The 25262-nt window shown below is 69.5% G+C and carries 14 protein-coding genes; 8 read left to right on the top strand and 6 right to left on the bottom strand.

Annotated elements, in window-relative coordinates; translation table 11 throughout:
- Positions 1-81 precede the first annotated feature (81 nt).
- Both ABNQ39_RS22525 and ABNQ39_RS22520 read left to right on the top strand, forming a co-directional pair.
- Positions 82-981, top strand: coding sequence for a LysR family transcriptional regulator (locus ABNQ39_RS22525; RefSeq protein ID WP_376960715.1), 900 nt, complete (start codon positions 82-84; stop codon positions 979-981).
- A 416-nt stretch (positions 982-1397) separates the two neighbouring features.
- The gene (locus tag ABNQ39_RS22520; protein ID WP_376960713.1) at positions 1398-6236 is read left to right on the top strand and encodes an NAD-glutamate dehydrogenase; all 4839 of its coding nucleotides are present in this window, start codon (positions 1398-1400) and stop codon (positions 6234-6236) included.
- A 357-nt stretch (positions 6237-6593) separates the two neighbouring features.
- Here ABNQ39_RS22520 and ABNQ39_RS22515 read toward each other — a convergent pair whose 3' ends face one another.
- On the bottom strand, positions 6594-7070 hold the full coding sequence (locus ABNQ39_RS22515; RefSeq protein WP_376960711.1) for a VOC family protein: 477 nt from the start codon (positions 7068-7070) through the stop codon (positions 6594-6596).
- A gap of 447 nt (positions 7071-7517) precedes the next feature.
- Between ABNQ39_RS22515 and ABNQ39_RS22510 the strand changes: the two genes are divergently transcribed.
- The gene (locus tag ABNQ39_RS22510) at positions 7518-7649 is read left to right on the top strand and encodes a hypothetical protein (protein ID WP_376960709.1); all 132 of its coding nucleotides are present in this window, start codon (positions 7518-7520) and stop codon (positions 7647-7649) included.
- Positions 7650-7704: 55 nt separating this feature from the next.
- Here ABNQ39_RS22510 and ABNQ39_RS22505 read toward each other — a convergent pair whose 3' ends face one another.
- The 3 genes from ABNQ39_RS22505 to ABNQ39_RS22495 form a co-directional block, all read right to left on the bottom strand.
- A complete protein-coding gene (locus ABNQ39_RS22505; RefSeq protein ID WP_376960707.1) occupies positions 7705-8850 on the bottom strand; it encodes a glycosyltransferase family 9 protein in 1146 nt (381 codons plus the stop codon).
- The gene (locus ABNQ39_RS22500) at positions 8850-11492 is read right to left on the bottom strand and encodes a tetratricopeptide repeat protein (protein ID WP_376960705.1); all 2643 of its coding nucleotides are present in this window, start codon (positions 11490-11492) and stop codon (positions 8850-8852) included. Before ABNQ39_RS22500 ends, ABNQ39_RS22505 begins: the two co-directional genes overlap by 1 nt.
- Before the next feature lie 590 nt (positions 11493-12082).
- Positions 12083-12901 carry a MarR family transcriptional regulator gene (locus ABNQ39_RS22495; RefSeq protein WP_376960703.1) on the bottom strand — a complete coding sequence of 273 codons (819 nt, stop codon included), beginning with the start codon at positions 12899-12901 and terminating at the stop codon, positions 12083-12085.
- Positions 12902-14031: 1130 nt separating this feature from the next.
- Here ABNQ39_RS22495 and ABNQ39_RS22490 point away from each other — a divergent pair.
- The 4 genes from ABNQ39_RS22490 (at position 14032) to ABNQ39_RS22475 (ending at position 18765) form a co-directional block, all read left to right on the top strand.
- A complete protein-coding gene (locus ABNQ39_RS22490) occupies positions 14032-14976 on the top strand; it encodes a replication initiator protein A (protein WP_098737169.1) in 945 nt (314 codons plus the stop codon).
- Between the two features lie 190 nt (positions 14977-15166).
- Positions 15167-16189 carry an AAA family ATPase gene (locus ABNQ39_RS22485; RefSeq protein WP_098737168.1) on the top strand — a complete coding sequence of 341 codons (1023 nt, stop codon included), beginning with the start codon at positions 15167-15169 and terminating at the stop codon, positions 16187-16189.
- The gene (locus ABNQ39_RS22480) at positions 16179-17033 is read left to right on the top strand and encodes a ParB/RepB/Spo0J family partition protein (protein ID WP_098737167.1); all 855 of its coding nucleotides are present in this window, start codon (positions 16179-16181) and stop codon (positions 17031-17033) included. The genes ABNQ39_RS22485 and ABNQ39_RS22480 overlap by 11 nt, the downstream gene beginning before the upstream one ends.
- Positions 17034-17241: 208 nt before the next feature.
- On the top strand, positions 17242-18765 hold the full coding sequence (locus tag ABNQ39_RS22475; protein WP_376960700.1) for an ABC transporter substrate-binding protein: 1524 nt from the start codon (positions 17242-17244) through the stop codon (positions 18763-18765).
- 127 nt (positions 18766-18892) lie between these two features.
- Here ABNQ39_RS22475 and ABNQ39_RS22470 read toward each other — a convergent pair whose 3' ends face one another.
- Both ABNQ39_RS22470 and ABNQ39_RS22465 read right to left on the bottom strand, forming a co-directional pair.
- Complete coding sequence (locus tag ABNQ39_RS22470) at positions 18893-19534, bottom strand: hypothetical protein (RefSeq protein WP_376960698.1); 642 nt, start codon at positions 19532-19534, stop codon at positions 18893-18895.
- A 143-nt stretch (positions 19535-19677) separates the two neighbouring features.
- Positions 19678-21660, bottom strand: coding sequence for an ATP-binding response regulator (locus ABNQ39_RS22465; RefSeq protein WP_376960696.1), 1983 nt, complete (start codon positions 21658-21660; stop codon positions 19678-19680).
- 258 nt (positions 21661-21918) lie between these two features.
- Here ABNQ39_RS22465 and ABNQ39_RS22460 point away from each other — a divergent pair, with 258 nt between their 5' ends.
- Entirely contained in the window at positions 21919-25107 is a 3189-nt protein-coding gene (locus ABNQ39_RS22460; protein ID WP_376960694.1) for a response regulator, read from the top strand.
- Positions 25108-25262: the final 155 nt, after the last annotated feature.

The following is a 25262-nucleotide window of genomic DNA, read 5'->3' as shown; positions in this document are numbered from 1 at the left end:
GTGGCGAAACCATTTTATGGTTCCAGCGAGTGCGTTATATGGGTGCTCTCGTAACACTTTATGGTTCCATCCAGACCCGCCATGCGCTTCGACCTGACCGACTTGCGGCTGTTCCTGCACATCGTGGAGACCGGCAGCATCACCGCCGGGGCGGAGCGCAGCGCCATGGCGCTTGCGTCGGCCAGCGCGCGGGTGCGCGGGATGGAGGAGGCGCTGGGCATCCCGCTGCTGGAGCGCTTCCGCCGCGGCGTCCGCCCCACCCCGGCCGGCCGCGCGGTGGTCCACCATGCCCGCCTCGTCCTGCACCAGTTGGAGCGGATGCGCGGCGAGCTGGCGGAATACGCCAAGGGGCTGAAGGGCCACGTCCGGCTGCTGTCCAACACCGCGGCGATCAACGAATTCCTGCCCGATGCGCTCGCCGGCTTCCTCGCCGACAATCCCAGCATCGACATCGATCTGGAGGAACGGCCGAGCCACGCCATCGTCGAGGCGGTGGCCGCCGGGCTGGCCGACCTCGGCGTGGTCGCCGACATGGTCGATCTCGGCGGGCTGGAGACCCGCCCCTTCCGCAGCGACCGGCTGGTCGCCGTGCTGCCGCTGTCGCACCGGCTGGCCGGGCACGACCGGATTTCCTTCGCCGACCTGCTGGACGAGCCCTTCGTCGGCCTCAGCGCCGGCAGCGCCCTGCAGGACTATCTGAACGGCCACGCCACCCGCGCCGGCCGCAGCCTGTCCTACCGCGTGCGGGTGCGCGGGCCGGTGGCGCTGTGCCGGCTGGTCGAACGCGGGGTCGGGGTCGGCATCGTGCCGGAAACGGCGGCGCTGCGGGCACTCGACAGCGGCCTCCTGCGGGTCATGCCGCTGTCCGACCCCTGGGCGCCCCGCCTGCTGGTGCTGTGCGCCCGGAATTTTGCCGATCTTTCCGCCCACGCCCGCCGGCTTGTCGATAGCTTGTCCGAAAACGCCCCGGCGCCGATCTGAAACGCCGTTAGGACAGTATAGCTTACCTGTTCCCTCGGTGGTTTTCCTGAATTTCCGCCGCTTTGCCGGTTCCGCCCCCCTCCTGCCGAATCGAGTCGGCCTCTTCCCTGCCAGCGCACCGCTCCGCCCACCGCCGGATGCGGCGGATGGGCGCTGTGCGCCTTTGCCGCGGCATCGGCGAGGGAGGGGCCATGGCGGGGATGTGAATGCGCTATGGATAAATTCGGCGAACATGTGACTGGGTTGTCCGAATCTTTGGACAAATACCCCCAAAGGGGTGTGAATCGCCGCTTGGTCAGAAATCCTGCCGTTTATTTGCCGTCGAAAAGTCATCGGGGGGGTGGTACTACCAATCAAAAGAAAAACACGCCCAAAGCAAGCACGTCCGAAAAACCCGAGAGGAGACAACCACCATCATGCGTACGGCGACGAAGGATCTGGCAGGCGACTTGCGGCAGCAACTGGCCGAACTGGTGCGCAGCCGGGTTCCGAACGCGCGGGCGGAGCGCTTCGTGAAGCGCTTCTACGCCAACGTGCCCCCCGACGACCTGCTGCGCGGCACCCCGGAACAGCTTTACGGCGCCGCTCTGGCCATGTGGCAGTGGGGGCAGCAGCGCAACGCAGGCACCGCCAAGGTGCGCGTCTACGCCCCGCGTCTGGACGAGCATGGCTGGCAGGCCGAACGCTCGGTGGTGGAGATCGTCAACGACGACATGCCCTTCCTGGTCGATTCCGTCACGGCGGAGCTGAACCGGCAGGGCGTCACCGTCCACCTTATCATCCATCCCGTCACCCGCGTCGTCCGCGATGCCGACGGCCGCATCGTCGAACTGCTGGAGCCCGGCGAAGACGCCGACGGCGCCCACGACGAATCCTTCATGCACTGCTCCATCGACCCGCTGTCGGACCCGGCCGCCCAGGCCCGTCTGCGCGAAGGGATCGAGCGGGTGCTGGCCGACGTCCGCGCCGCGGTCGAGGACTGGACGCCGATGCGCGAGCGCGTGCGCGCCGCCCGCGACGACATCGCCCACGCCCCCGACGCCGAGGAATCGCAGGAGGCCGCCGACTTCCTGACCTGGGTCGACGACGGCAACATGACCCTGCTGGGCAGCCGCCTCTACACCGCCACCATCGGCGGCGCCGGCCAGGAGCCCTGGCTGGAGCTGGTCGAGGGCAGCGGCCTCGGTGTGCTGCGCGCGCCGGAGATCACCGTGTTCGATGAGCACGGCCACGCCGCCGTGCTGCCGGAGGAAATCCGCGCCTTCCTGCACCAGCCGCGCGCGCTTCTGGTGACCAAGGGCACCCGGCAGGCCACCGTCCACCGCTCGGTCCCGCTCGACGCCATTCTGGTCAAGCGCTTCGACGGCCAGGGCAAGGTGGTCGGCGTCACGCTGGCGGTCGGGCTGTTCACCTCGGTCGCCTACAACCGCAGCCCGCGCGAGATCCCGTTCCTGCGCCGCAAGGTCGCCCGCGTCATGGGCCGCGCCGGCTTCGACCCGTCGGGCCATGACGGCAAGGCGCTGCTGAACATCCTTGAGACCTACCCGCGCGACGAGCTGTTCCAGACCCCGTCGGAGGAGCTGTTCGAGACGGCGGTCGGCATCCTCTATCTGCAGGAACGCCAGCGCCTCGCTTTGTTCGTCCGCCGCGACCCGTTCGAACGCTTCGTCTCCGCCCTGGTCTTCGTGCCGCGCGACCGCTACGACACCGCGCTGCGCCGCAAGATCCAGTCGGTTCTGGAATCCGCCTTCCACGGCACCTGCACCTCCTACTTCACCCAGCTGTCGGACAGCGCGCTCGCCCGCCTGCACCTGATGGTGAAGACGGAGCCGGGCAAGCTTCCCCCCGTCGACATCAGCGAGATCGAGGCCCGGCTGGTCCAGGTCTCCCGCAGCTGGGCCGACCGCATGCGCGACGCGCTGGTCGAGGCCCATGGCGAGGAGACCGGCAACGCCCGCCTGCGCCGCTATGCCGATGCCTTCCCAGCCGGCTACCGCGAGACCTTCCCGGCGGAAACCGCGGTCCACGACATCGACCGCATCGAACGGGCGCTGACCGAACAGCGGCTCGGCATCGTGCTGTTCCACCCGCTGGAGGCCGACGGCGACGAGCTGCACGTCAAGATCTACCATCAGGGACGGCCGGTGCCGCTGTCCGATGTGCTGCCGATGCTGGAGCACATGGACCTGAAGGTGATCACCGAGCAGCCCTACGAGGTCCGCCCGGCCGGCGGCTCCATTCCGGCCCAATCGGTCTGGATCCACGACTTCGCCGCCCGCACCCAGAACGGGATGCCGGTGGACTGCGTCAAGGTCAAGCAGACCTTCCAGGACGCCTTCGCCGACATCTGGGACGGCCGGATGGAGGATGACGGCTTCAACCGTCTGGTCCTGCGCGCCGGTCTGGCCGGGCGCGAGGTCACGATCCTGCGCGCCTATGCGAAGTACCTGAAACAGGCCCGCTTCGCCTACGCCCAGGACACCATCGAGACGACGCTGGCCGCCCATCCGCAGACCGCCCGCCTGCTGGCCCGCCTGTTCGCCGCCCGCTTCGACCCGAAGAACCTTTTGGATGAAGCGCCGATCCTGGAGCAGATCGAGACCGCGCTGGATGCCGTCACCAATCTGGACGACGACCGCATCCTGCGCCGCTTCGTCAACCTGATCCGCGCCACGCTCCGCACCAACGCCTACCAGACCAGGCCGGACGGGGCGCCCAAGCCGCATTTGTCCTTCAAGCTCGACAGCGGCTCCATCGAGGAGCTGCCGCTGCCGCGCCCGTGGGTGGAGGTCTTCGTCTACAGCCCGCGCATGGAAGGCGTCCATCTGCGCGGCGGCAAGGTCGCCCGCGGCGGCATCCGCTGGTCCGACCGCCGCGAGGATTTCCGCACCGAGATCCTGGGCCTGATGAAGGCGCAGATGGTGAAGAACACCGTCATCGTGCCGGTGGGCTCCAAGGGCGGCTTCGTCGTCAAGCGTCCCCCGCCCCCGAGCGCCGGCCGCGAGGCGGCACTCGCCGAAGGCATCGAGTGCTACAAGATTCTGATGCGCGGCCTGCTCGACATCACCGACAACTTCGCCGCCGACGGGTCGGTCGTGCCGGCGAAGGATGTCGTGCGCCATGACGCCGACGATCCCTATCTGGTGGTCGCCGCCGACAAGGGCACGGCCACCTTCTCCGACATCGCCAACGGCGTCTCCATCGACCATGGCTTCTGGCTGGGCGACGCCTTCGCGTCGGGCGGCTCGGCCGGCTACGACCACAAGGTGATGGGCATCACCGCGCGGGGCGCCTGGGAATCGGTCAAGCGCCATTTCCGCGAGATGGGCACCGACATCCAGACCACCGACTTCACCGTGGTCGGCGTCGGCGACATGTCGGGCGACGTGTTCGGCAACGGCATGCTGCTGTCCTGCCACATCCGCCTGCTGGCCGCCTTCGACCACCGCCACATCTTCCTCGACCCCGATCCCGACGCGGCGACCAGCTGGGAGGAGCGCAACCGGCTGTTCGCCCTGCCCCGCTCCTCCTGGGCCGACTACGACCGCTCCAGGCTGTCCAAGGGCGCCATGATCGTCGAGCGCAGCGCCAAGACGGTGGAGCTGACGGCGGAGGTCCGCGCCCGCTTCGGCATCGAGCAGGCCCATTTGTCGCCGGTCGAGCTGATGCGCCGCCTGCTCACCGCCGAAGTCGATCTGCTGTGGTTCGGCGGCATCGGCACCTACATCAAGGCCTCGACCGAAACCAACGCCGAGGCCGGCGACAAGGCCAACGACGCGCTGCGCATCGATGGCGGCCAGATCCGCGCCAAGGTGGTCGGCGAGGGCGCCAACCTGGGCGTCACCCAGCGCGGCCGCATCGAGGCGGCGCAGAAGGGCCGCGATGGCAAGGGCGTGCGGCTGAACACCGACGCCATCGACAACTCGGCCGGCGTCGACACCTCCGACCATGAGGTGAACATCAAGATCCTGCTGGGCGATGTCATGGCGCGCGGCGACATGACGCTGAAGCAGCGCGACACCCTGCTGGCCGCCATGACCGACGAGGTGGCGGGGCTGGTGCTGGCCGACAATTACCGCCAGTCCCAGGCCCTGACCATCGCCGAGGCTCAAGGGGCCGGCCTGCTGGAGGCCCAGCTGCGCTTCATCCGCAATCTGGAGCGCAACGGCCGGCTGAACCGCGCCATCGAGTATCTGCCGACCGACGAGGAGCTGGCCCAGCGGATGGCCGAGCGCCGCGGCCTGACCCGGCCGGAGCTGGCGGTGCTGCTGGCCTATGCCAAGATCACGCTGTACGACGATCTGCTGGCCTCGGAGCTGCCGGACGATCCGGCGACGGTCGAGGATCTGCTGCGCTACTTCCCGCAGCCGCTGCGGGACGGCCAGGGCGAGGCGATCTCGCGCCACCGCCTGCGCCGCGAGATCATCGCCACCGCCGTCACCAACAGCCTGGTCAACCGCGTCGGCCCCACCTTCGTCCGCGACATGGTGGAGAAGACCGGCCTCGGCCCGGCGGACGTCGCCCGCGCCTACGCCATCGCGCGGGACGTGTTCCAGCTTCGCCCGCTGTGGGACGCCATCGACGCGCTCGACAACGTCGTGCCGGCGGCCTTGCAGACGGCGCTGATGCTGGAGACCATCCAGCTGCTGGACCGCTCGGTGGCCTGGTTCCTGGCCCACAGCCCGCACCCGCTGGATCTGGGCCGCGAGTCCGCCGCCTTCCGTCCGGGGGTGGAGGCTCTGGCCGCCGGGCTGGACCGCTTCCTCGACGCCGAGGAGTCCTCGCGCCTCGCCACCCGCATCGCCGATGCGATGGCCCAGGGCGTGCCGGAGGAGCTGGCACGCCGGATCGCCGCCTTGCCGGTTCTCGCCGCCGCCCCCGATCTGGTGCGGATCGCCGAGCGCACCGGCCGCGCGGTGGAAGGCGTCGCCTCGGTCTATTTCGGCCTCGGCCGCCGCTTCGGCCTGGAATGGCTGCGCGACCGCGCCGCCGGCGCCAAGGTCGACAACCACTGGCAGCGTCAGGCGGTTGCCGCCATCGTCGACGACCTGTTCGCCCACCAGAGCGCGCTCACCGTGCGCGTGCTGGAAAGCGAGGGTGACGAGGCCGCGGCGGTCGATGGCTGGATCGCCAACCGCAGCCTGGTGGTCGAGCGGGTCGAACAGCTTCTGGCCGAACTGCGCGCCCAGCCGGCGGTCGATCTCGCCATGCTGGCTGTCGCAAATCGGCAGCTGCGCGGCCTGATCGCCGGGTAACCCTGTCACAGGAATAGGAGACGCTCGGTTCGGATGGCTTGGCTGCACTGTCCTGTGCAGCCGGGCCTCCGGAGTGCCGGTGCCTTTACAGGCACGTTCGGGTACCGGCTTTCAGTCTCCTCGCCTCGGGCGGATCCACGCACTCCGTGGATCCGCCCATTTTCTTTTCTCCTGCGTATCTCGGGGGTTGGGTAGCAACGGAACAGAAAACCTACACAAGGAGCTTTCCCGGACCGAAGGGGCGTTATACCAGCGGCTCTTGATCCTGACCTGTCAGGATCAAGAGCTTCGGCGGCATGTGCCGCCGCCGTGCCGGTCGGCACGGATACCAGCGGTCATCATCAATGACCGCTGGTATTACACGACGCGGGAATGTTGAACGGGCGGCTGCATCAGTTCGATGGTGATACCGTCCGGACCGGAGATGTACGCGACCATTGTTCCGCATCGGGGGCCGGCTGGTATCGGCTGCGGCGAACCCTTCACTGCCCACCCCGCCGTCTCAACCCGCGCGATCGCCTTGCGGATATCCGCAACCGTGATGGCGATGTGCGCGGCGCCGATCGCACCTGCGCTACGAGGTGTCTGGCCCAGCGTACGGCCTGTCGAATATTCGAGGAGTTCGACAGGGTAGCCGTTTGGAGCCGTCACCAGCGCCATTCGGCAACGCGGATCGTCAACCCCCGTGGCCTCCCGTAGGAACTCCCCACCCATCTCTCCGCGGCGAGCAAGGTTGAAACCCATCGCCTCAGTCCAAAACTGGATCGCCTCCTCCAACGAGGTGACCGAGAATCCCGTATGGTCCACAGCTATCACGCCAGCATCTTCGGCCATTTTCAATCCTCTCATATCGACCAGTTACGTCTGTGCCCGAGCTAACGATGGCTTTGCGGCTTCACCGCTCGGCCTATCACTACGATGGCGGCTACCGGTCACATATGGTCCAACGAACTCCGGTTTGACGTTACGCAGCAAGGCCAATCCAGACGACAAACCGTGAAATCCTCATGTAGGTTTTCTGTTCCGCTGCTACCCAGCCCCCTATCTCCCACTTGCGGCGGGGAAATGCTCTCTCCCGCCTCTCGCACAAACGAAGTTTGTACTGACGGCGTCAGGCGGATCGAAGATCCGCTGAGAGCCCCGGGAGAGGGAGGCATATGCGACAGCTCTCTGAACCGTGGCAGGCTTTCCAACTCGAAAGCAACTTTAACGATTTGGCCTGTCGCAGCCGATTCAACCGCCAATGCGCCCCGGATGGCCGCTGTCCAGCAGCGCCTTCACATGATCGCAGAGCGGGCCGGCTCCAGCGGCGCGCTCCAGGACGAGAAGCGCACGCGGGTGCCGAACCGCTGCCGCAGCGCCTCGAACACATGGCGGCTGAGCTGGGCATGCCAGTGCAGCGTCTGCGGATAGGCGTCCGGCGGCTACGGGAAACTGACGTGGATGATGGGGTGGATGATGGGATCGCTCATCCCTGCTCTCCCATGGTGGCGGCCGCCAGGGCCAGAATGCGCCGGGCGGCGTCGGCTGGATCGATGGCGGCGATGCAATGCGCCTCGGCCGCCAGACAAGACACGGTGCAGGGCGGCACCGTTGTGGCCGGGCGCAGGACCAGTGCCCGCTCGTCCCGCCCGCCGGTCCAGGGGCGGAAGCGTTCCGGCGCATGGAAGTGGTTCGGATCGCCGCCGATGGGATGGCAGGAGAACACCGCCACCGGCACCCCGGCCGCCGCGGCCAGATGGGCCGGGGCGGAATCCATGGTGATCGCCAGCGCCGCCTCCGCCATCACGGCGGCGGCAACCCGCAGCGGCGTGGCCCCGGTCAGGTCGATGGTCCGTCCCGGCAATGCCGCCGCGAGCACTGCCGCAGCATGATGCTCCGCCGCCGTGCCCAGCACGGCGACCCGCGCATCGAGCGCGCCCGCGACGGCGGAGACCACCGCAGCCAGCCGGTCGGCCGGATAGTCGCGGCGCGGACTGGCCGCGCCCGGCGCCACCGCGATCAGCGGGCGACCATCGCCAGGGCCATCGGACAAGCCGAGAAGCCGCTGCGCCTCCACCCTGTCCTCCGCCGTCAGCGCCAGTTCCAGCGGCCCCAGATCCGCCCCCGCGCCGAGCGCTTCCAGCAGGGCGGCGTTCTGCTCGACCTCGTGCCGCCCCGGCGGCGGGGTCAGCGCCAGCCCATAGGCGCGGTCGAAGCCCTGGTTGCCGTCAGCCTTCCACGGCGTGACCCGCTCGGAAAAGCCGGCGACCAGCTTTGCCCGGCTGTTGGCGGCCAGCGTCGTCGCGCCATGGCGGTCGAAGTCGTAGCGCGGCACCAGCGCCAGATCGAAGCCGGCGCGGTAGCACTCGGCGAACAGCTTCAGCCCGCCGGGGGTGATGCCGCGGAAATCGATGCCGCCGCCCTCCTTCGGCTGCGGCGCCACCACCCCGTCGACCCAGCGGCAGGTCAGGGCCAGATCCGCCACCGCCTCGCGCACCGCCAGCAGGATGCGCGCCTGCGGGGCGGCGGCGCGCAAGCCCCGCAGGAAGGGGGTCGCCATCACGAAGTCGCCGGCCTCGTCCAGCTTGACGACCAGGATGCTGCGGACGGCCGACAGATCGCAGACGCTCATCACCGCCCCTCCCCTTCCACAACATCGAAGGCGACCGCCGGCAACCCGGCGCACCAGCGGCGCCACGCGGTGCGGTAGCCGGCCTCGACCGCGCGGGCATAGCCGGGCTCGTCCATCAGGGCCGAGCGTCGCATCCGCTCGCGCAAACTCTCCCGCTGCGCGTCGAGGAAGGCGCGGTCGGTCGCCAGCCGGACACCCTGCGCCAGATAGGCCTCGTCGTCGCGCGTCACCAGCGCCGCCATCCCGACGGCATCGAGCAGGGTCGCCCCCCAATGGCCGATCAGGGTCGGCCCGGTCCGGTTTAGCACCGGCACGCCCATCCACAGCGCGTCGCAGATCGTCGTCCCGCCATTGGCGAAGACGGGGTCCAGCGCCACGTCGATGGCGACGTAATCCTGGTAGGGATCCGGGGTGATACCGCGCAGCTCCAGCCGCTCCGCCCCGATGCCATGCCGGGCGAAGGCGGCCAGCAGGCGCCGGTCGGCACCGCCGCCGCTGCCCAAGCCCCGCCATTTCAGCACCAGCGTCGCCGTCGGCACCAGCGCCAGCAGCCGCGCCCACAGCGCGATGGTGGCGGCGTTCACCTTGGTGATGTTGTTGAAGGACCCGAAGGTGATGCGGCCGTTGCGGTCCAGCGGCGGCAGGATCGGCGGCGCGAAGGCGGAGTCCGCCGGCCGGTAGCACAGAACGCAGCCGGGCAGCTGGATCAGCTTTTCGGTGTGCAGCGCATCCGCCCCCGGCGGCGCCAGACGGGGGTCGGCGATCTGGTAATCGACGGCGCTAAGCCCGGTGGTGTTGGGATAGAGTGGCAGGCTGACCTGAACCGGCGCCGGGCGGCGCGCCATCAGCGGCATGCGGTTGCGCGACATGTGGCCGCCGGCATCGACCAGGATGTCGATGCGGTCCTCCCGGATCCGCCGGTCGAGCTCCTCGTCGGTCAGCACCGCCACGTCGCGCCAGCGGTCGGCCGCCGCCTGGAAGCGGTCGGTGGTGGCATCGCGGCTGCGGTCGTTGTGATAGCAGGTGACCTCAACCCTCCCGCGGTCGTGCCCCTCGATCAGCGGCAGCAGGAAGTGATAGCCCGGCCCCGGATAGCGCTGGAAATCCGGCGACAGGTAACCGACGCGCAGGATCCGCTCCGGATCACGGCTCTCCACCGCATGGGGGACGGCCGGGACCGCCGGCAGATGGCGTTCGAAGGCGCGATGCTCGCGGAAGACCTCGACCGGATCGGTCTGGTCGTCGAAGCACATGCAGAACAGCATGTTGGAGCGGATCGCCGCATCGTCCGGTGTCCGGTCGAGCGCCGCGCGGAACGCCGCCACCGCCTCCCCATGCAGCCCCAGCGCCATCCGGGCGACCCCGAGATTGGAGTTGGCGAGCGCCAGCTGGTCCATGTCCCCGGCGATTTCGCCAAGCCGTCTGGCGCGGTCGAGCGGCGGGATCGCCTCCTCCGCCGCGTTGGCCTCCAGCCGCAGGGTGCCGATGTTGGTCCAGGCCGCCACAGTGTCGGGCGTCAGAACCAGCGCCCGCCGGTGCCAGGACAGCGCCGCCTCCGGCTGCAAGGCCAGTTGGAAGGTGGATCCGGCATTGGCGGCCAGCGCCGCGTCGTCGGGCGCCACCCGCACCGCACGCAGCACCGCCGGCGCGGCACCCGCCATCCCCAGCGTCGCCCGCGCCAGTCCCAGCCCCGACAGCGCAAGGCCGGAGTCCGGCCTCAGCGCCAGCGCGTGGCGGTATGCCCGCTCCGCCGCCGCGCTCCGCCGCCGGCCATAGAGCCGGCTGGCCAGCGCCAGCACCACGTCGTCGGCCAGCGGTTCGAGCCGCGCCAGCCGTGCGAGCCAGACCGGCTCCTGCGCCGACCCGGTCTCGGAACCGCCCAGGCTGCGGACCGCCGCCGCCTGCGCCGGCACCAACGCCAGCAGCCGGCGCGCCGCCGCCAAAGCAGCTTCGTCGTCGCCCATCTGCCGGCGGAGCTGCATACACTGCTCCAGCGGCTCCACCATTTCCGGCGCCCGTCCCGCCAGCGCCCGGAAGGCCGCCGCCGCCTCGGCGATCCGGCCGGCGTCGCGCAGGGCCGCTCCCCGGTTGAAGGCCGCCAGGACCCGATGCGGCTCCAGCGCAGCCGCCCGCCCGTACCAGTCCGCGGCCGGCAGGAAGCGCCCGCAATCGTACAGCGCGTCGCCCAGATCCGCCGCGGTCCCGGCATCCGCCGGCTCCAGCGCCATCGCCCGCAGCAGCGCCTGCGCCGCCGCGTCCTGCCGGCCCAGCTTTGTCCAGGCCGCCGCCTCCATCCGCGGCAGCGACGGGTCGAGCGGCGCCAGACGGCCCGCCAAGCGGAAGGCCGTCGTCGCATCCTCCCACTGCTCCGCCGCCTCCAGCAGCCGGCCCAGATTGGCATGGAAGAGCGGCTGGCGTGGGTCGGCCTTCACCGCCTGCCGGATCCGCTCGACCCCCTCCGTCAATGCTCCGGTCTGCGCCTTGATCAGCCCCGACAGATGCAGCGCGTCCGCCTGCTTGGGCACCCGCTTCAACACCTGTTCGTAGAGCGTCGCCGCCTCGGCCAGTTGCCCGGTCTGATGATGGGTGACGGCACGGGTCAGCAGCGCCTGTGCGTCGGCGGTCCCATTCGGACGATGCAACGGACGTTTCGGCGGGCGCTGGTTCGGTTTCATCCGCTGTCGGCACTCTCTGGTGGTCCGGCGGATAATGCTGCTCGCCCGGCCCGCGGACAAGCAGGAGTTCGGTTGCGCGCTGAAGCGCCAGTTCGCGCTGCCGGTTCGCCAGGGCGGCTTCGCGGGCACGGGCGCGGCGGCGCTGCTCTTCGGCGCGGGCGCGCAGCTGCTGTTCCTGGCGCAGCCGGCCCGCCAGCCGCCGCAGATCGTCGGCGGCGCGGCTTTCCACCGCCGGCGGCAGGGCGCCCAGCGCCTCGCGAAAGTCGCCCAGCGTCGGAAAGCGGCTCCAGCCGCTGCGGAAAGCCGCCCACACCGCGTCGAAGGCCGCCATCCAGCGGTCGGCCGGCCAGTCCGCCATCGCCCGCACGTCGGCCTCCAGCAGGTCGGCGTCGGGCAGTTCCAGCGCAAAGCGGTCGGCCAGCTTCTCCAGACCGATCAGCACATTCTCGATGCCGATCGGCGGGGTCAGCGTGCCGATGGCCCGCTCGACCCGGTCGGCGAGCGCCCCGATCTCCTCGGGCGCCAGATCCTGGGTTTCGAACCGCAGATCCGCGGCATCAAGCCTGGTCAGCGAGGCGAAGGCGCAAGGCTGCGAGGGTTTCACGGTTGCGGCCGGCGGCATCGGACGCAGGGCCGGCACGCAGGGCACCGCTTCGAAGTTCGGCACGGAGTTCGGTGCGGCGGTCATTGCGGGGCTCCCGGCGGAGTTGAGGGGCGGAGGACTGGACGAAGAGCTGGGCGGATGGCGGAACCGGGCTGGCTGGCTGTTCTGCCGGGGCCACCAGCTCCCGGGCGATCCAGCGGCGCCATGCGGCCCCCGGATCCGGCGGGCGGTAGCCGTTGCGGCGGTGGGCCTTGCGGCACCAGGACACGAACTTCGCCGTCACCCGGCCGGCGTCGACCTCCGGACGCTCCAGCGCCGCCCAGGCCAGATCGGCGGCATCGGGCTGCCAGTCGGCCGACAGCGCCTCGTCCTGCCGAGCCATCTCCCCGCCCTGGAGGGAGGAGGAGGATTCAGGATTCTGGTAATCAAAGGAGATGCCGGCCGGGGAACCGCTGCTGTCAGCCGGCTGACAGGACATGCCGGCGGTGACGCCCTCCATCCCCGCCAGCTGATAAGCGAATCCGCGCAGGCCCCGCCGCGGCTTGGCGCAGACCAGCGCCGATTCCTGCGCGGCTTTCTCCTGCAGGCCCTTCAGCACGGCGTTGAACCAGGCGCGGCTTTGCCCAAGCTCCTCGGCCAGCTCCCCTTGCGTGGCGGTGCAGACACCGTCGCGGTCGGCATGGGCGTAGAGCGCGGACAACACCGCGATGTCGGCGGCCTGGATGCCGGGCATGGCAATCCAGCGCCTGTACATGTCGATGTATGGCTTCATTGCGTTCCCCGTCTGTCGGTCGATCCTTAGGACGGGTGAAGACAAAGGAAGAGCGTCAACGGATTCGCACTGAATCCGCTTGGCTTTGCGGGCCTGCCCTGCCATCATGGAGTCGCCAAACCGCCAGATGTGGGGTGCCCGGGGTTTTCCTCGGTCTCCTCCGTCCGACACGAAGGGCCCGGAGCAATCCGGGCCTTTTGTGTTTTCGGAGGTCGGTGCTCCGTTACGTCATTGTGCTCTCCGTCTGGAGGCCGCGCTTCGCGGTGCCTGGATTCACGTTGCCCGGTGTCATACCGCCCGTCACACCGGCGCGTGGCGCCGGCCAGGAGCTGGCATGGGCGCAGGACGACGGCATGAGGGCGGTTTTCGCCCGTTTTTTGAAATGTGTACGTGGCGTTGCGCGTCTGTCCACGGTCTTGGAAGAATCGCCCGTGGACGGCATTTCGCGGACACCGGGCTGGATTCTTACGGAGGAATCAAGCACTTGCCGCGCCTCTCCTCTCGCCGTCCGGGCCGAAGTGTCGCCGTTGTGCCGAAAGATTCGGCTCCAAACGTCGCCGTTGTGCCGAAAGATTCTTGGCCGTCGGCGGCTTGGCCGGACGGGATGGCTCCGTCGAACGTCGCCGTTCTGCCGAATGATGGAGCGGATTCCGCCCCTCCCCTCCCCGCCCTCGCAGGGAATCGGCGGAGAATCGGGCGGGAATCGGCCCTGCGGCGGATCGTCCGAACGTCGCCGTTCTGCCAGTCGATGCCGTCCCCAGGGGCCTTCGCGCCCGATCCGGGGTACCCAGTCCATACAATAACCGAGCAAAATCAACATGTTGACGTGAGCGTTCCCCGTCCCCCTCCCCACCGGCACGGCAGAACGCAGACGTTGCCGCCACCATTGGCCGGCCGGAGCGGTTCCCTCCCCCGTCGAATCCGCGTCCGGCGCCAGTCCGACCGTCCTTGTCCGTCACGGGCCGCAAAAACTGGCAGAACGGCGACATTCGACCGGGCATTCGGCGCCGGCCGTGGGAATCTTTCGGCAGAACGGCGACGTTTGGCCCGGCAGTGTGGAACCGGGCGGCAGGCTTGTGGATTATGGGTTCAACCCACTTGAGGCCGCCGAGGACCAGCGGAGAGATCGCATGACCCAGACCATCAACGCCGAGCTGCTCGACCGGCCGCTGCAATTGGCTCTGCGGCTCGATTCACCGCTGACCGGCGACGTGCAGAACGACCGCCACATGATGGTCTACAGCCTGTTCGGCCTGTCGAAGGACAAGGCGGAATCGCTGCCGACCTACGATGACGGCAAGGTGCGGATCGAGGTGCGGGCGCCGAAGAATGTCGGCGTTGCGACGATCTGGGACAAGGCGGTGCTGCTCTACGCCATCTCGCTGCTGCGCGAGAAGATGGACTCCGGCAAGGGCTCCAAGCTGGGCGAGCTACACTTCACCACCAGCGACCTCCAGCGTATCGTCGGCAAGACCGCCGGCGGCAGCGCCTACGACAAGATCGAAGGCGCGCTGGAACGGCTCCAGGGCACGCAGATCAAGACCAACCTGGAAACCGGCGGCGAGGGCGAGAGCGGCGCCTTCTCATGGATTTCCGACTACAAGCTGCTCTACCAGCGCAAGAAGGACGGCGAGCGCGCGGTGCGCGGGCTGAAGCTGACGCTGTCGGGCTGGGTCACCCGCGCGGCGCTGGGCCACAATCTGCTGAGCTACGACGACCAGTATTTCGCGCTGAAGCCGGTGGAGAAGCGGCTGTACGAGATCGCGCGCGCCCACCTCGCCCGCGGCCATGCCTTCTGGATGGCGCTGGAGCCGCTGCGCAAGCGCGTGGGCTCCGACAACGACCTGCGCAAGTTCAAGAACGCGCTGAATCCCGTCCTGGCCGCCGACCGCATCCCCGGCTACGGAGTCCGCATCGTCGAGACGGCGGAGTACAAGGAGACGATGAAGGCGCGCGGTGCCGTGCTGGGCCGCGTGCTGAACGCGGAGCTGCCGGTGCTGTTCTGGAAGAAGAGCCAGGGCCAGCCGGAAAACTGGATCGACGTTCCCAAGGTGGAATACGACGAGACGGTTTGAAATTGTCCTCTCCCGCCTCTCGCACAAACGAAGTTTGTGCTGATGGCGTCAGGCGGATCGAAGATCCGCTGAGAGCCCCGGGAGAGGGCCCAATCGCAAACACCCTCCCCCTTCGGTAGACACCCGTTGCCGGAGTCGCGACGACTTGATAGGGTCGCTGCCGACCGGTGCCGGGGCAGGAGGACGGGGCGTGACAGGGGAACAGTTGAAAGCGTTGCGGGAACGGCGCGGCCTGACCCAGACGCAGATGGCGGCGTTCGTCAATGAACTGACGGGCCGCAAATATGACAAGCAGCGGCTCAGCAAATGGGAAACCGGCAAGGAGGCCCTGCCCCGCGACGTGCTGGGCCGGTTGCTTCTACTGGACCTCGAACGGCCGGAAAGCCCCCTGCCCCGCCGCGGCACCACCGTCGCCGTCGGTTTGCAGAAGGGCGGCACCGCCAAGACGGCGACCTCGATCAATCTGGCCTTCATCCTGGCCCGTGCCGGCAACCGCGTGCTGCTGGTCGATGCCGATCCGCAGGGCAACGCCTCCGTCCATGTCGGCGTGCCGCAGACCGACATCGTCGCGCTGACGGAGGCGGGCAGGGTTCTCTACCATGCGCTGATGGGCAAGACGCCGCTCGACGCGGTGATCCGCCCCACCAGCGTCGAGGGGCTGGACGTCGTGCCCTCCAGCATCGCGCTGGCGAGCGCCGACACCGAGCTGCCGGGCAACCTGACCAACGCCCAGACGGCACTGGCCGAGATGCTGGACGGGGTGCGGGACCGCTATGACGTGATCGTCATCGACTGCGCCCCCAACCTGGGTGCCGTGACGATCAACGCGCTGACCGCCGCCGACTATGTGCTGGTTCCCTGCCAGGCGGAGCCGCACGCCATCCTCGGCGTCAGCGCCTTCCTCGACACCGTCGCCAAGATCCAGCGCCGGCTGAACCCGCGGCTGGAGGTGCTGGGCATCCTGCCGACCATGGTGAACCCGCGCCAGACCCAGGACCGCTCGTCGCTCGACGACATCCAGCGCCTGTGGGGCGAAAGCCGCCGGGTGTTCCCGCCGGTGCCGCGCGCCACCATCTACGCCCAGGCCGCGGGCGCCAACGTCATCACGCTGGATGCCGACATCGGCGCGCCGGGGGTGGAGAGCTATGCCGCCATCGCCTCGGCGCTGCTGACCGCCATGGGCCGTTTGCAGGAGACCGTCGATGCCGCCTAAGAAGCTGACCCGGCAGACCGCCGCCACCGTGCTCCAGGCCAAGGAGGCCGGCTTCGCCGCCGAGACCGACCGCATGTTCGGGCTGAGCGGCATGCTGCCCCGGCTGGTCGAGGTCGATCTGGACGCCGTCGAGACCAATCCCGGCCAGCCCCGCACGGTGTTCGACGACGAGGCCCTGCGCTCGCTGGCCGACTCCATCGCCCGCCACGGGTTGCAGCAACCTGTCCTCGTCCAGGAGGGGGAGCAGAAGGGCCGCTACCGGCTGGTGGCCGGCGAACGGCGGCTGCGCGCCCACCGGCTGCTCGGCCGCGGCACCATCGCCGCCATCATCACCAAGGGCCGGCCCGAAGAGATCGCGCTGATCGAGAATGTCCAGCGCGTCGATCTCGACGCCATCGACCTCGCCCGCGGCCTGTCCCAGCTGATCGAGGCGCACGGCTACACCCAGTCGGAGGTGGCGGCGGCGGTCGGCTGTTCGGAGGCCGAGGTGTCGAAGCGCCTGAAGGTGCTGCGCCTGCCCGACGACATCCTGGCCGATTACCGCGCCAACCCCGATGCGGTGTCGCGCTCGGCCCTGGTCGAGCTGGCCTTCGTCGAGGATGAGGCGGAGATGCGCCGGCTGTGGCAGACGGCGCGCACCGGCGGGCTGACGGTGGGTGCGGTGCGGGCTGCCCGCCCGGCGGCCTCCAGCACGGCGGAGCCGATGCGGGTGCTGGGCAAGGCCATCAACCGGATGGACAAGGATCTGGCCGCCATCGACACCGTCGCCCAGGCCTTGCAGCGCGAGCATCGGGAGCGGCTGCAGGCGCTGCGCGACCGCATCGACGCGCTGCTGAATGCCTGACCCAGCGGAGCAGGGCTTTCGATTGCGAAAGCCCGCCCCGGTTGTCCATCTCTCGAAAGGCGCGCTAAAGTTGCTTTCGATTGCGAAAGCATCTGGCGCTCGGGCAGGGTGACCACCTGCCCTGCCCCGTGTTAAGGATCATCCGTCAGGTGATTGAGGGTACGGGGGGTACGGGGCGGCGATGCAGGCGGTGCGGAGACGACATTTCTTGAGCCTGCTCGGCGGCCTGATCGGGGGCGCCGGTCTGGCCGCGGCCCTGCCCCGGCCGGCGATGGCCGCCGGTACCCTGCGGATCGGCTTCAAGTCCCTGCCCGGCGGCCTCAATCCGCTGACCGTCAGCGATCTGGTCGCGCGTCAGGTCCTTGGCTCGATGTATGAGAGCCTGACAACAGTCGATACGAAGGGCCGCATCCTGCCCGGCCTCGCCACCGCCTGGGAAGCGTCCGGGGATGCCCGCCGCTGGCGGCTGACCATCCGCGACGGGGTTACCTTCCACACCGGCCGGCCGCTGACCGCGATCGACGTCAAGCGCAGCTTCGAGGCGGCGCTGGGCGGCGACGGCACCAATTTCGCCGTGCTGGCGCTGTCGAAGGTGCGGGGCTTCCGCGAGCTGCGGGCGAAGACCGCCGGTGAGCTGTCCGGCATCACCGTGATCGACGACCGGACGCTGGAGGTGGTCTGCGACGAGCCCTGCGCCGTCTTCCCCTTCGCCCGCCTGAACATTGTCGATGTCGAGGCGGCGGGGCAGGCCGGTCCCGACTGGTTCCGCACCCTGTCGGCGGGAACCGGACCCTACCGGCTGGTGCGGTCGAGCGACGGCATCCGCATGGATGTGGAGGCCAATCCCGGCTGGCGCGGCGGCTCGGTGCCGTTCGAACGGGTGTCCTTCCTCGCCACCGGCATCGGCAATGACGGCATCACGCTGTTCAACGACAGCCAGATCGACTTCACCTTCGTCGACACCGATGCCCTGCGCGGGGTGATGGACGATCCCGGCTTCAAGCGCTCGCTGTCGAATGTGCCGCGCATGCAGATGCGGGTGGTGGCGCTCGACCCGCGGCGGGTCAAGGCGTTCGGCGATCTGCGGGTGCGCCGGGCGATGTCGCTGCTGATCGACCGCGGCGCCATGGTGGAGCGCTTCTTCCGCGGGGTGGCGAGCGTCCACAACGGCATCGTCCCGCCGGCCCTGCTGTCCAACGAAAGGCTGGAGCCGCTGGCTTACGACCCGCTGCTGGCCAAGCGCCTGCTGGAGGAGGCCGGCTATCCGGAGGGGCGCGGCATCGAGCCTTTCCAGGTCACCGTCGTGCCGGAATACCGGCGGGAGTTCGTCTATTACGTCTCGCAGTGGAACAATGCCGGCATTCCGGCGAAGCTGGTGATGGCGCCGCGGCAGGAGTTCATCGCCCGCTCCCGCCGGCGCGATTACGACGCCTTCCTGTTCGGCTGGACCGCCACCTATCCCGACCCGATGAACTTCCTCGACGAGCTGTTCAGCAGCAACAGCCGCTTCAATCCCGTCGGCTGGAGCAGTGTCCAGTTCGACGGCCTGATCGAGCGCGCGATGGCGATCCCCGATCCCACCCTTCGGGCGGAGGTCTACAAGGACGCCGAATGTCTGGTGATGCGGGATTTGCCGGTGATCCCGCTGGTGGTGCCGGACTATGTGGCGCTGCGCGGCAATGTGCTGAGCGACAATTTCATCACGCCGTTCGGCGGCCTGAACTTCGGCTGACGCTGGTGAAAGGCAGGGGGGCGAAGGGCAGGGTGCGGAGGGCAAGGGGCCAAGGTCACGCCCGCATGAAAAAAGCCCCTGTCCGCTGCCGGACAGGGGCCTTTCCGTCGTTACAGCGACGGGATGGTCAGGCGGCGCCCTGCGGCCGTGCTTCGCGCAGGCAATCCGCGGGCTTCGCCTCGCGCAGGCAATCGGCCGGCTTGGCTTCCCGGAGGCAATCGGCCTGCGCGGCCTCGCGCAGACAATCCGCGGCCTTCGCTTCCCGCAGACAGTCGGCCTGTGCGGCTTCCCGCAGGCAATCGGCGCTCTTGGCTTCCCGGAGACAGTCGGCCTGTGCAGCCTCCCGCAGGCAATCCGCCGCCTTCGCCTCGCGCAGACAGTCGACCTGTGCGGCCTCGCGCAGGCAGTCGGCGCCGGCGAGCAGGCGGGCGCTGTCGCTGCGGGCGGCGTCCATGCGTTCGGCCGGGGCGGTCACGCCGTTGTGATGGAGATACTCGCCATAGACCGCGTCGCAGAACCGGAAATAGGCGCGGGTGTCGGCGACGATGAACTCGTGCCACAGGTCGTCGCAGGCGGCCGATTGCGGAACGATGTCGCGGTCCGGATGCTCGGCGCAGGCCAGAAGGAATGCCTTCAGCTGGGCCAGCGCGATTTCGGACGTGGGGCGGGACATCCCCGCGGCGACCGCGCGGTCGACGACATAGCCGAAGTCGAAGCCAGCGATGATGTCATGGGCACGGGTGGTGTCGGTCTTGGTGGCGCCGCGCATGGGATCCTCCGAAGCTGCTTTTTCGGTTCGCTCTCTGATGGGGGACAGAGATATCCGAGAGCGCCGCTCGGATGTTGTGACACAACATAATCCGATATGTGAGATCATTTTTGGTCCTAAGCCCCAGGATGAGGGTAGGGACCTCAAATCGTCGGAGTCTTATGCGGAGCGGCGATGTCGAGCGCCCCGACCGCCGCTGCCCCCGCCCCCGCCGGCCGGGCCGCCGTCATCTGTTCCACCAGTGCCGACAGGCGGTCCGGCATGATCGGCTTGGCGGCGACGATGACGCCCATCTCCGCCGCGCGGGCGGTTACGGCGCCGTCGAGCCGGCCGGAGATCAGCACCGCCGGGATCCTGAGGCCGAGCCGGTGCCAGACGGTGTCGATGAAATCCAGCCCGTTCTCGGTGGCGGACAGGTGATAGTCGGCGATCATCGCATCGGGCAGGATATCGCCGCCCTCCACCGCACGCAGCCCCTGGGCCACGCTGGAGGCGCCGACGACGCGATGGCCGGCGGTGGTGAGGAACATCGAGATGGCTGACAGCACGAACTGGTCGTCGTCGATCACCAGGATGGCGATCTCGCCACTCTTCGCCGGCGCATCCGCCAGCGTCGCCAGCCCGGCGACAGCCGCCGGGGCAGGGGTGGCAACCATGGCAGGAATGGCCGCGGGGGCAGGGGCGGGGGCAGGCGGAATTTCCGTCCGCAGCATCGGCTCCAGCGCCGGCTCCACCGGCGCCAGCGGCAGGGTGACCGAGAAGACCGAGCCCTTGCCCGGCGTGGAGCGCACCTTGACCGGGTGGTCCAGCACGCCGGCCAGCCGCCGGACGATCGACAGGCCGAGACCGATGCCGTTGTCGCGGTTGCGCTCCGGGTTGCCGATCTGGTGGAACTCCTCCCAGATGGCGTCCAGCCGGTCTTCGGGAATGCCGATGCCGGTGTCGCGCACCTCGACGATCAGGCTGCCGCCGGACTCCAGGCAGGCGACCTGCACCTGTCCGCTGGGTGTGTAGCGGATCGCGTTGTCGATCAGGTTGCCCAGCAGGCGCAGCAGCAGCACCCGGTCGGTCAGCACCGGGGCGCGGTACTGCGGCACGGAGAAGGCCAGCCCCTTGTTGCGGGCGACCGGTCCGTACTGCGAGTCCAGCGCGTCGAACAGGTCGGCGACCTCATGCACCGCGATGTTGGCGGTGACGCCGCCGGCATCGAGCCGCGACACCTCCAGCAGCTCGTCCAGCAGCTGCTTCAGCGTCATCACCACCTGTTCGATCTTGCGCGCCGATTCCGCCACCTTGGGGCTGGGGGCGGTGGCGCGCAGCATGGCGGTCAGCATCAGCAGCGACTGGGCCGGCTGGCGCAAATCGTGGCTGGCGGCGGCCATGAATTTCGCCTTCGACGCCACTGCCTGCTCCGCCCGCTCCTTGGCGATGTGCAGGTCGATGGCGTTCTGGCGGAAGGTGTCGAGCGCCTTGGCCATGCGGCCGATCTCGTCGTCGCGGTGGCGCACCGGCACGGTCACCGTCACGTCGCCGGCGGCCAGATCGGCCATGGCGCGGGTCATGCCGGCAATCGGCAGCGTCACCCCGCGCGTCGCCCAGATCACGCCCAGCACCACCAGCAGCAGCGTGATGGCGCCGATGCCGCCCAGCACCAGCACATGGTGGCGGATGGCCGCGTCGGTCGGCCCGGTGTCGAGCCGGACCAGCAGCGTGCCGATGGTGCGCGATCCGCCGGTGCGATCCTGCCGGGTCAGCGGCACGGCCGCGGCGGTGGCGGCGGGATTGGCCGCCCCATCCGCGACGGCGGGCGAGCCCGGCTTGCGGTAGATGGCGAAGCGCTCGCCATGGGTGCCCAGGATCACCGCCTCGGCGAAGCTGTCGATCGAGCGCAGCGGGCTCAGCGCCGTCAGCGCCTCCTCCGGGTCGAGATCCCACAGCGCATTCGTCACGTCGTCCAGCACGATGCGGGTCGCCATCTCCGCGCGGATGGCCAGCTCGGCCCTGGTGTTGCGCACGTCGGACTGGATCAGCACGACCATCGGCACGGCGACCAGCACCGACACCAGCACCACCGCCGATGCGGTGGACCGGGCAACCAGGCTCCGTGAGAAGATCTTCAAGAACATGCCGAAGCCTACGAAAACACGATCACCACGAACGATGCGCGGCGGCATTCTATCCGAATCGGACGCCAAACACGACAGCGACGTAAATGCCAGCGGTTCATGCGGCTGGCATCCGTAGTAGTAAGAAAAAAGGCAGTATGACTGTTTCGAATCGTTTCTTCTTCTTGTTAAGTTGCGTGTGTAAAAATCGTGGCCGGGTTTCGACGCAATCTGTTGGGAGCGGGGTAGCCGTTGGCGTAGCCGCCGGGGAGCGGAGCAATGGGAACGGGCATCATCATCGCCCTTGCACACGGCGTCGGGCTGCTGGCGCTGGTTCTGCTTGCCTATCGCCATGTCCTGCGGCGGTTCGGCGCCCGGCGCAACGCCTTCGCGGCGCTCTCCGGCCTGCTGTTCGGCGTGGCCGCCGTCCTCTCCATGCTGGACGGCTACCCGGTGGCCGACGGGGTGCTGGTCGACCTGCGCAACGCGATGGTCGGTCTGGCCGGCCTGTTCGGCGGCTGGCCGGCGGCGCTGCTGTCGGCCGCCATCGCCGGGGCGGTGCGGCTGTGGCTGGGCGGGGTGGGAGCGACGAGCGGGCTTGCCGGTCTGGCCCTGACCGCCCTGGTCGCCCCGCTGCTGGCCCGCCCGATGGAGCGTCGCGCCTCCGGCCCAAGAAGCGGCAGCGGCAAGGGCGCCTTCGGCTTCGGCCTGCTGGCGCTGTTCGGTCTGGCGCTTGCGCCGCTGACCCTGCTGGCCTTCCTGCTGCTGCCCGATTTCGCCCTCGCCATGCGGGTGATGGAGGAGGCGGCGCTGCCGCTGATGGCCTTCACCACGCTGGGCATCGGCCTGCTCGGCACCATGCTGGCGCGCGAGCACCGGCGCATCGCCGACGAGGGAGCGCTGGCCGAGAACGCCGCCCTGTTCCGCGCCGTCTTCGACAGTTCCGCCGACATCCATGTCGTTCTCCGCGTCACCCCCGACGGCGGCTTCACCCTGCATTGCGCCAACGAGGCCGCCGCCGGTACCATGGGCGACCGGGTGGCGCAGGCGAAGGGCAAGCCGCTCGACGCGCTGCTGCCGCCCGACCTCGCCGCCAAGGTGATGGCGGACCTGCAATCCTGCATCGACGCCGACGCCCCCACCCGCTTCGAGGAGCAGCACACCCATGACGGCGTCACCCGCTGGTGGGAGGTGTCGCAGGTGCCGATCCGCGACGAGAGCGGCGCCATCGTCCTGCTGTCGGTCGGCGCCCGCGACATCACCCGCCGGCACGAGGCGGAGCGGGCGATCCGCGCCAGCGAGGCGCGCTACCGCCTGCTGGCGCGCAGCGTCACCGACATCATCGGCCGCATCGGACTGGACGGCGTGCGCCGCTTCTGTTCGGAGGCGACGCGCGACAGCCTGGGCTGCCCGCCCGCCGATCTGGTCGGCCGGCCGCTGGTGGAGCGGGTGCACCCCGACGACCGCGACGCCCTGTCCGCCGGCCTCGCCCGCCTGACGCCCGACCGCCCGACCCTGAAGACCACCTACAGGCTGCGCCATGCCGACGGCCGCTGGGTGTGGATCGAGGCGGCGGTGCGGCTGGTTACCGACGACTGGGGGGCGCCGCAGGATTACGTCAGCGTCGAGCGCGACGTCACCGCCCGCAAGATCATGGAGGCGGAGCTTCAGGACGCCCGCCACGCGGCGGAGGCGGCCAGCCGCAGCAAGTCCGAATTCCTGGCGAGCCTGAGCCACGAGCTGCGCACGCCGATGAACGCCGTCATCGGCTTCGCCGACCTGATCGCGCGCGAGTCGGAGGGGCCGGTCGGCAACGCCCATTACCGCGACTTCGCCGTCAACATCCGCGACAGCGGCCAGCATCTCTTGGAGCTGATCAACGAGATCCTAGACCATGTCCGCGCCGAATCCGGCCAGCTGATCCTCGACGACGAGCCGGTCGATCTCGACGCCGCCGCCGTCTTCGCCGTCCGCCTGCTGACCCCGCGCGCCGCCCGCGCCGGCATCGCCCTGTCGGCGCGGGTCGCCCCCGCCGCCCGCCATCTGCGCGGCGACGAGCGGCGCATCCGCCAGATCCTGCTGAACCTGCTGTCCAACGCGGTGAAATATACGCCGTCCGGCGGGGCTGTGTCGCTGACCGCCGATCCGGCGCCCGACGGCGGCCTGCTGCTGGAGGTGCGTGACAACGGCGTCGGCATCCCCGAACAGGATCTGGACCGCGTCCTGCTGGCCTACGCCCGCGTCGCCACCCCGGAGAACCGCCAGACCGAGGGCGCCGGCCTCGGCCTGCCGCTGACCCGCCGGCTGGTGGAGCTGCATGGCGGCACGCTGACCCTGGCGAGCCGGGTGGGGCAGGGCACCACCGTCACCATCCATTTCCCGCCCGAGCGCCTCGCCGGTGAGATGGCCGGAGAGATGGCCGGCGAGGCGGGCGGCGAAGCGGCCGCTGAACCGGCGGCCCAGTCCATGGGGGGCCGGCCCGGCCTGTCGATCCTGATGGTGGACGACGACCACAACATCCGCGAGAACGGCAGCGCCCTGCTGCGCAGCTGGGGCCACCGGGTGACCGCCGCGTCCGGTGCCGGCGAGGCCCTGGTGGTGCTGCGCGGGTCCGAGCCGCTGGACCTGCTGTTCAGCGACATCGTGATGCCGCCGGGGATGAACGGGGCGGAGCTGGCGCGCGAGGCGCGGCGCCTGCGCCCCGACCTGCCGGTTCTGCTGGCGTCGGGCTTCGCCGCCCATGCGGTGGTGGCCGACGACGTGGCGATGGGCGGCTACGACCTGATCGCCAAGCCCTATGACCCGGCGGAGCTGCGCCAGCATCTCGACCGCCTGCGCCCGCAGCCCGTCCCCCCTCCGGCTGTCCCCGCTCCAGCCATCCCCTCTGCGGCCGTCCCCCCGCCGCCCGCGCCGCTTTCGCGCCCGGAGCCCCGGCCCGAGCCGGATCCCGCCCCGGCCCCCGCCGCCGAGCCGTCTCGATTGCCGTCTCCACCGCCGCCGCCGGCCGCGGCCGAACCGCCGGCGCTGCGTCCCGCTCCCGCCCCGCCCGCGGGCGGGGCCTTGCACATCCTGGTGGTGGAGGATGTGGAGATGAACCGCCTGCTGGTCGTCACGCTGCTGAAGCAGGCCGGCCACCGGGTGGCGGCGGTGGAGAACGGCGCCCAGGCGGTGGAGGCGGTGGTGCAGGCCGCGGCGGGCGAGCCCTTCGACGCCATCCTGATGGACATCAACATGCCGGTGATGGACGGCCTGGAGGCGACGCGCCTGATCCGCGCCATGCCGGGTCCGGAGTCCCGCGTCGCCATCGTGGCCCTGACCGCCAACACCTTCCCCGACGACATCGCCCTCTGCTACGAGACCGGCATGGACTGCCACGTCCCGAAGCCCATCGACCGCGCCCAACTGCTGAGCGAAGTCACGCGTTGTGTGGCGTCGCGTCGGGTGGTGGGGGCGATGGGGGAGGGGTGAGGAGGAATACCTCTGCATGGGATTAGAAAATTGCCGATTGGTGAGCAATCGATGAAGTCTGCTTTGCCCTAAGAGCGGGTGTTGCGCTATTGTAGCTGCTCTGTTCTGTAGCAGTACCCGGACTGGACGTATGCCAGAGCCTTGGGTGAGCACGA

Source organism: Azospirillum sp. A26 (assembly GCF_042604635.1).
Lineage (GTDB): Bacteria > Pseudomonadota > Alphaproteobacteria > Azospirillales > Azospirillaceae > Azospirillum > Azospirillum palustre.
The sequence above is the reverse complement of the archived record's forward strand: the minus strand, read 5'-3'. Positions and strand labels throughout refer to the sequence as shown.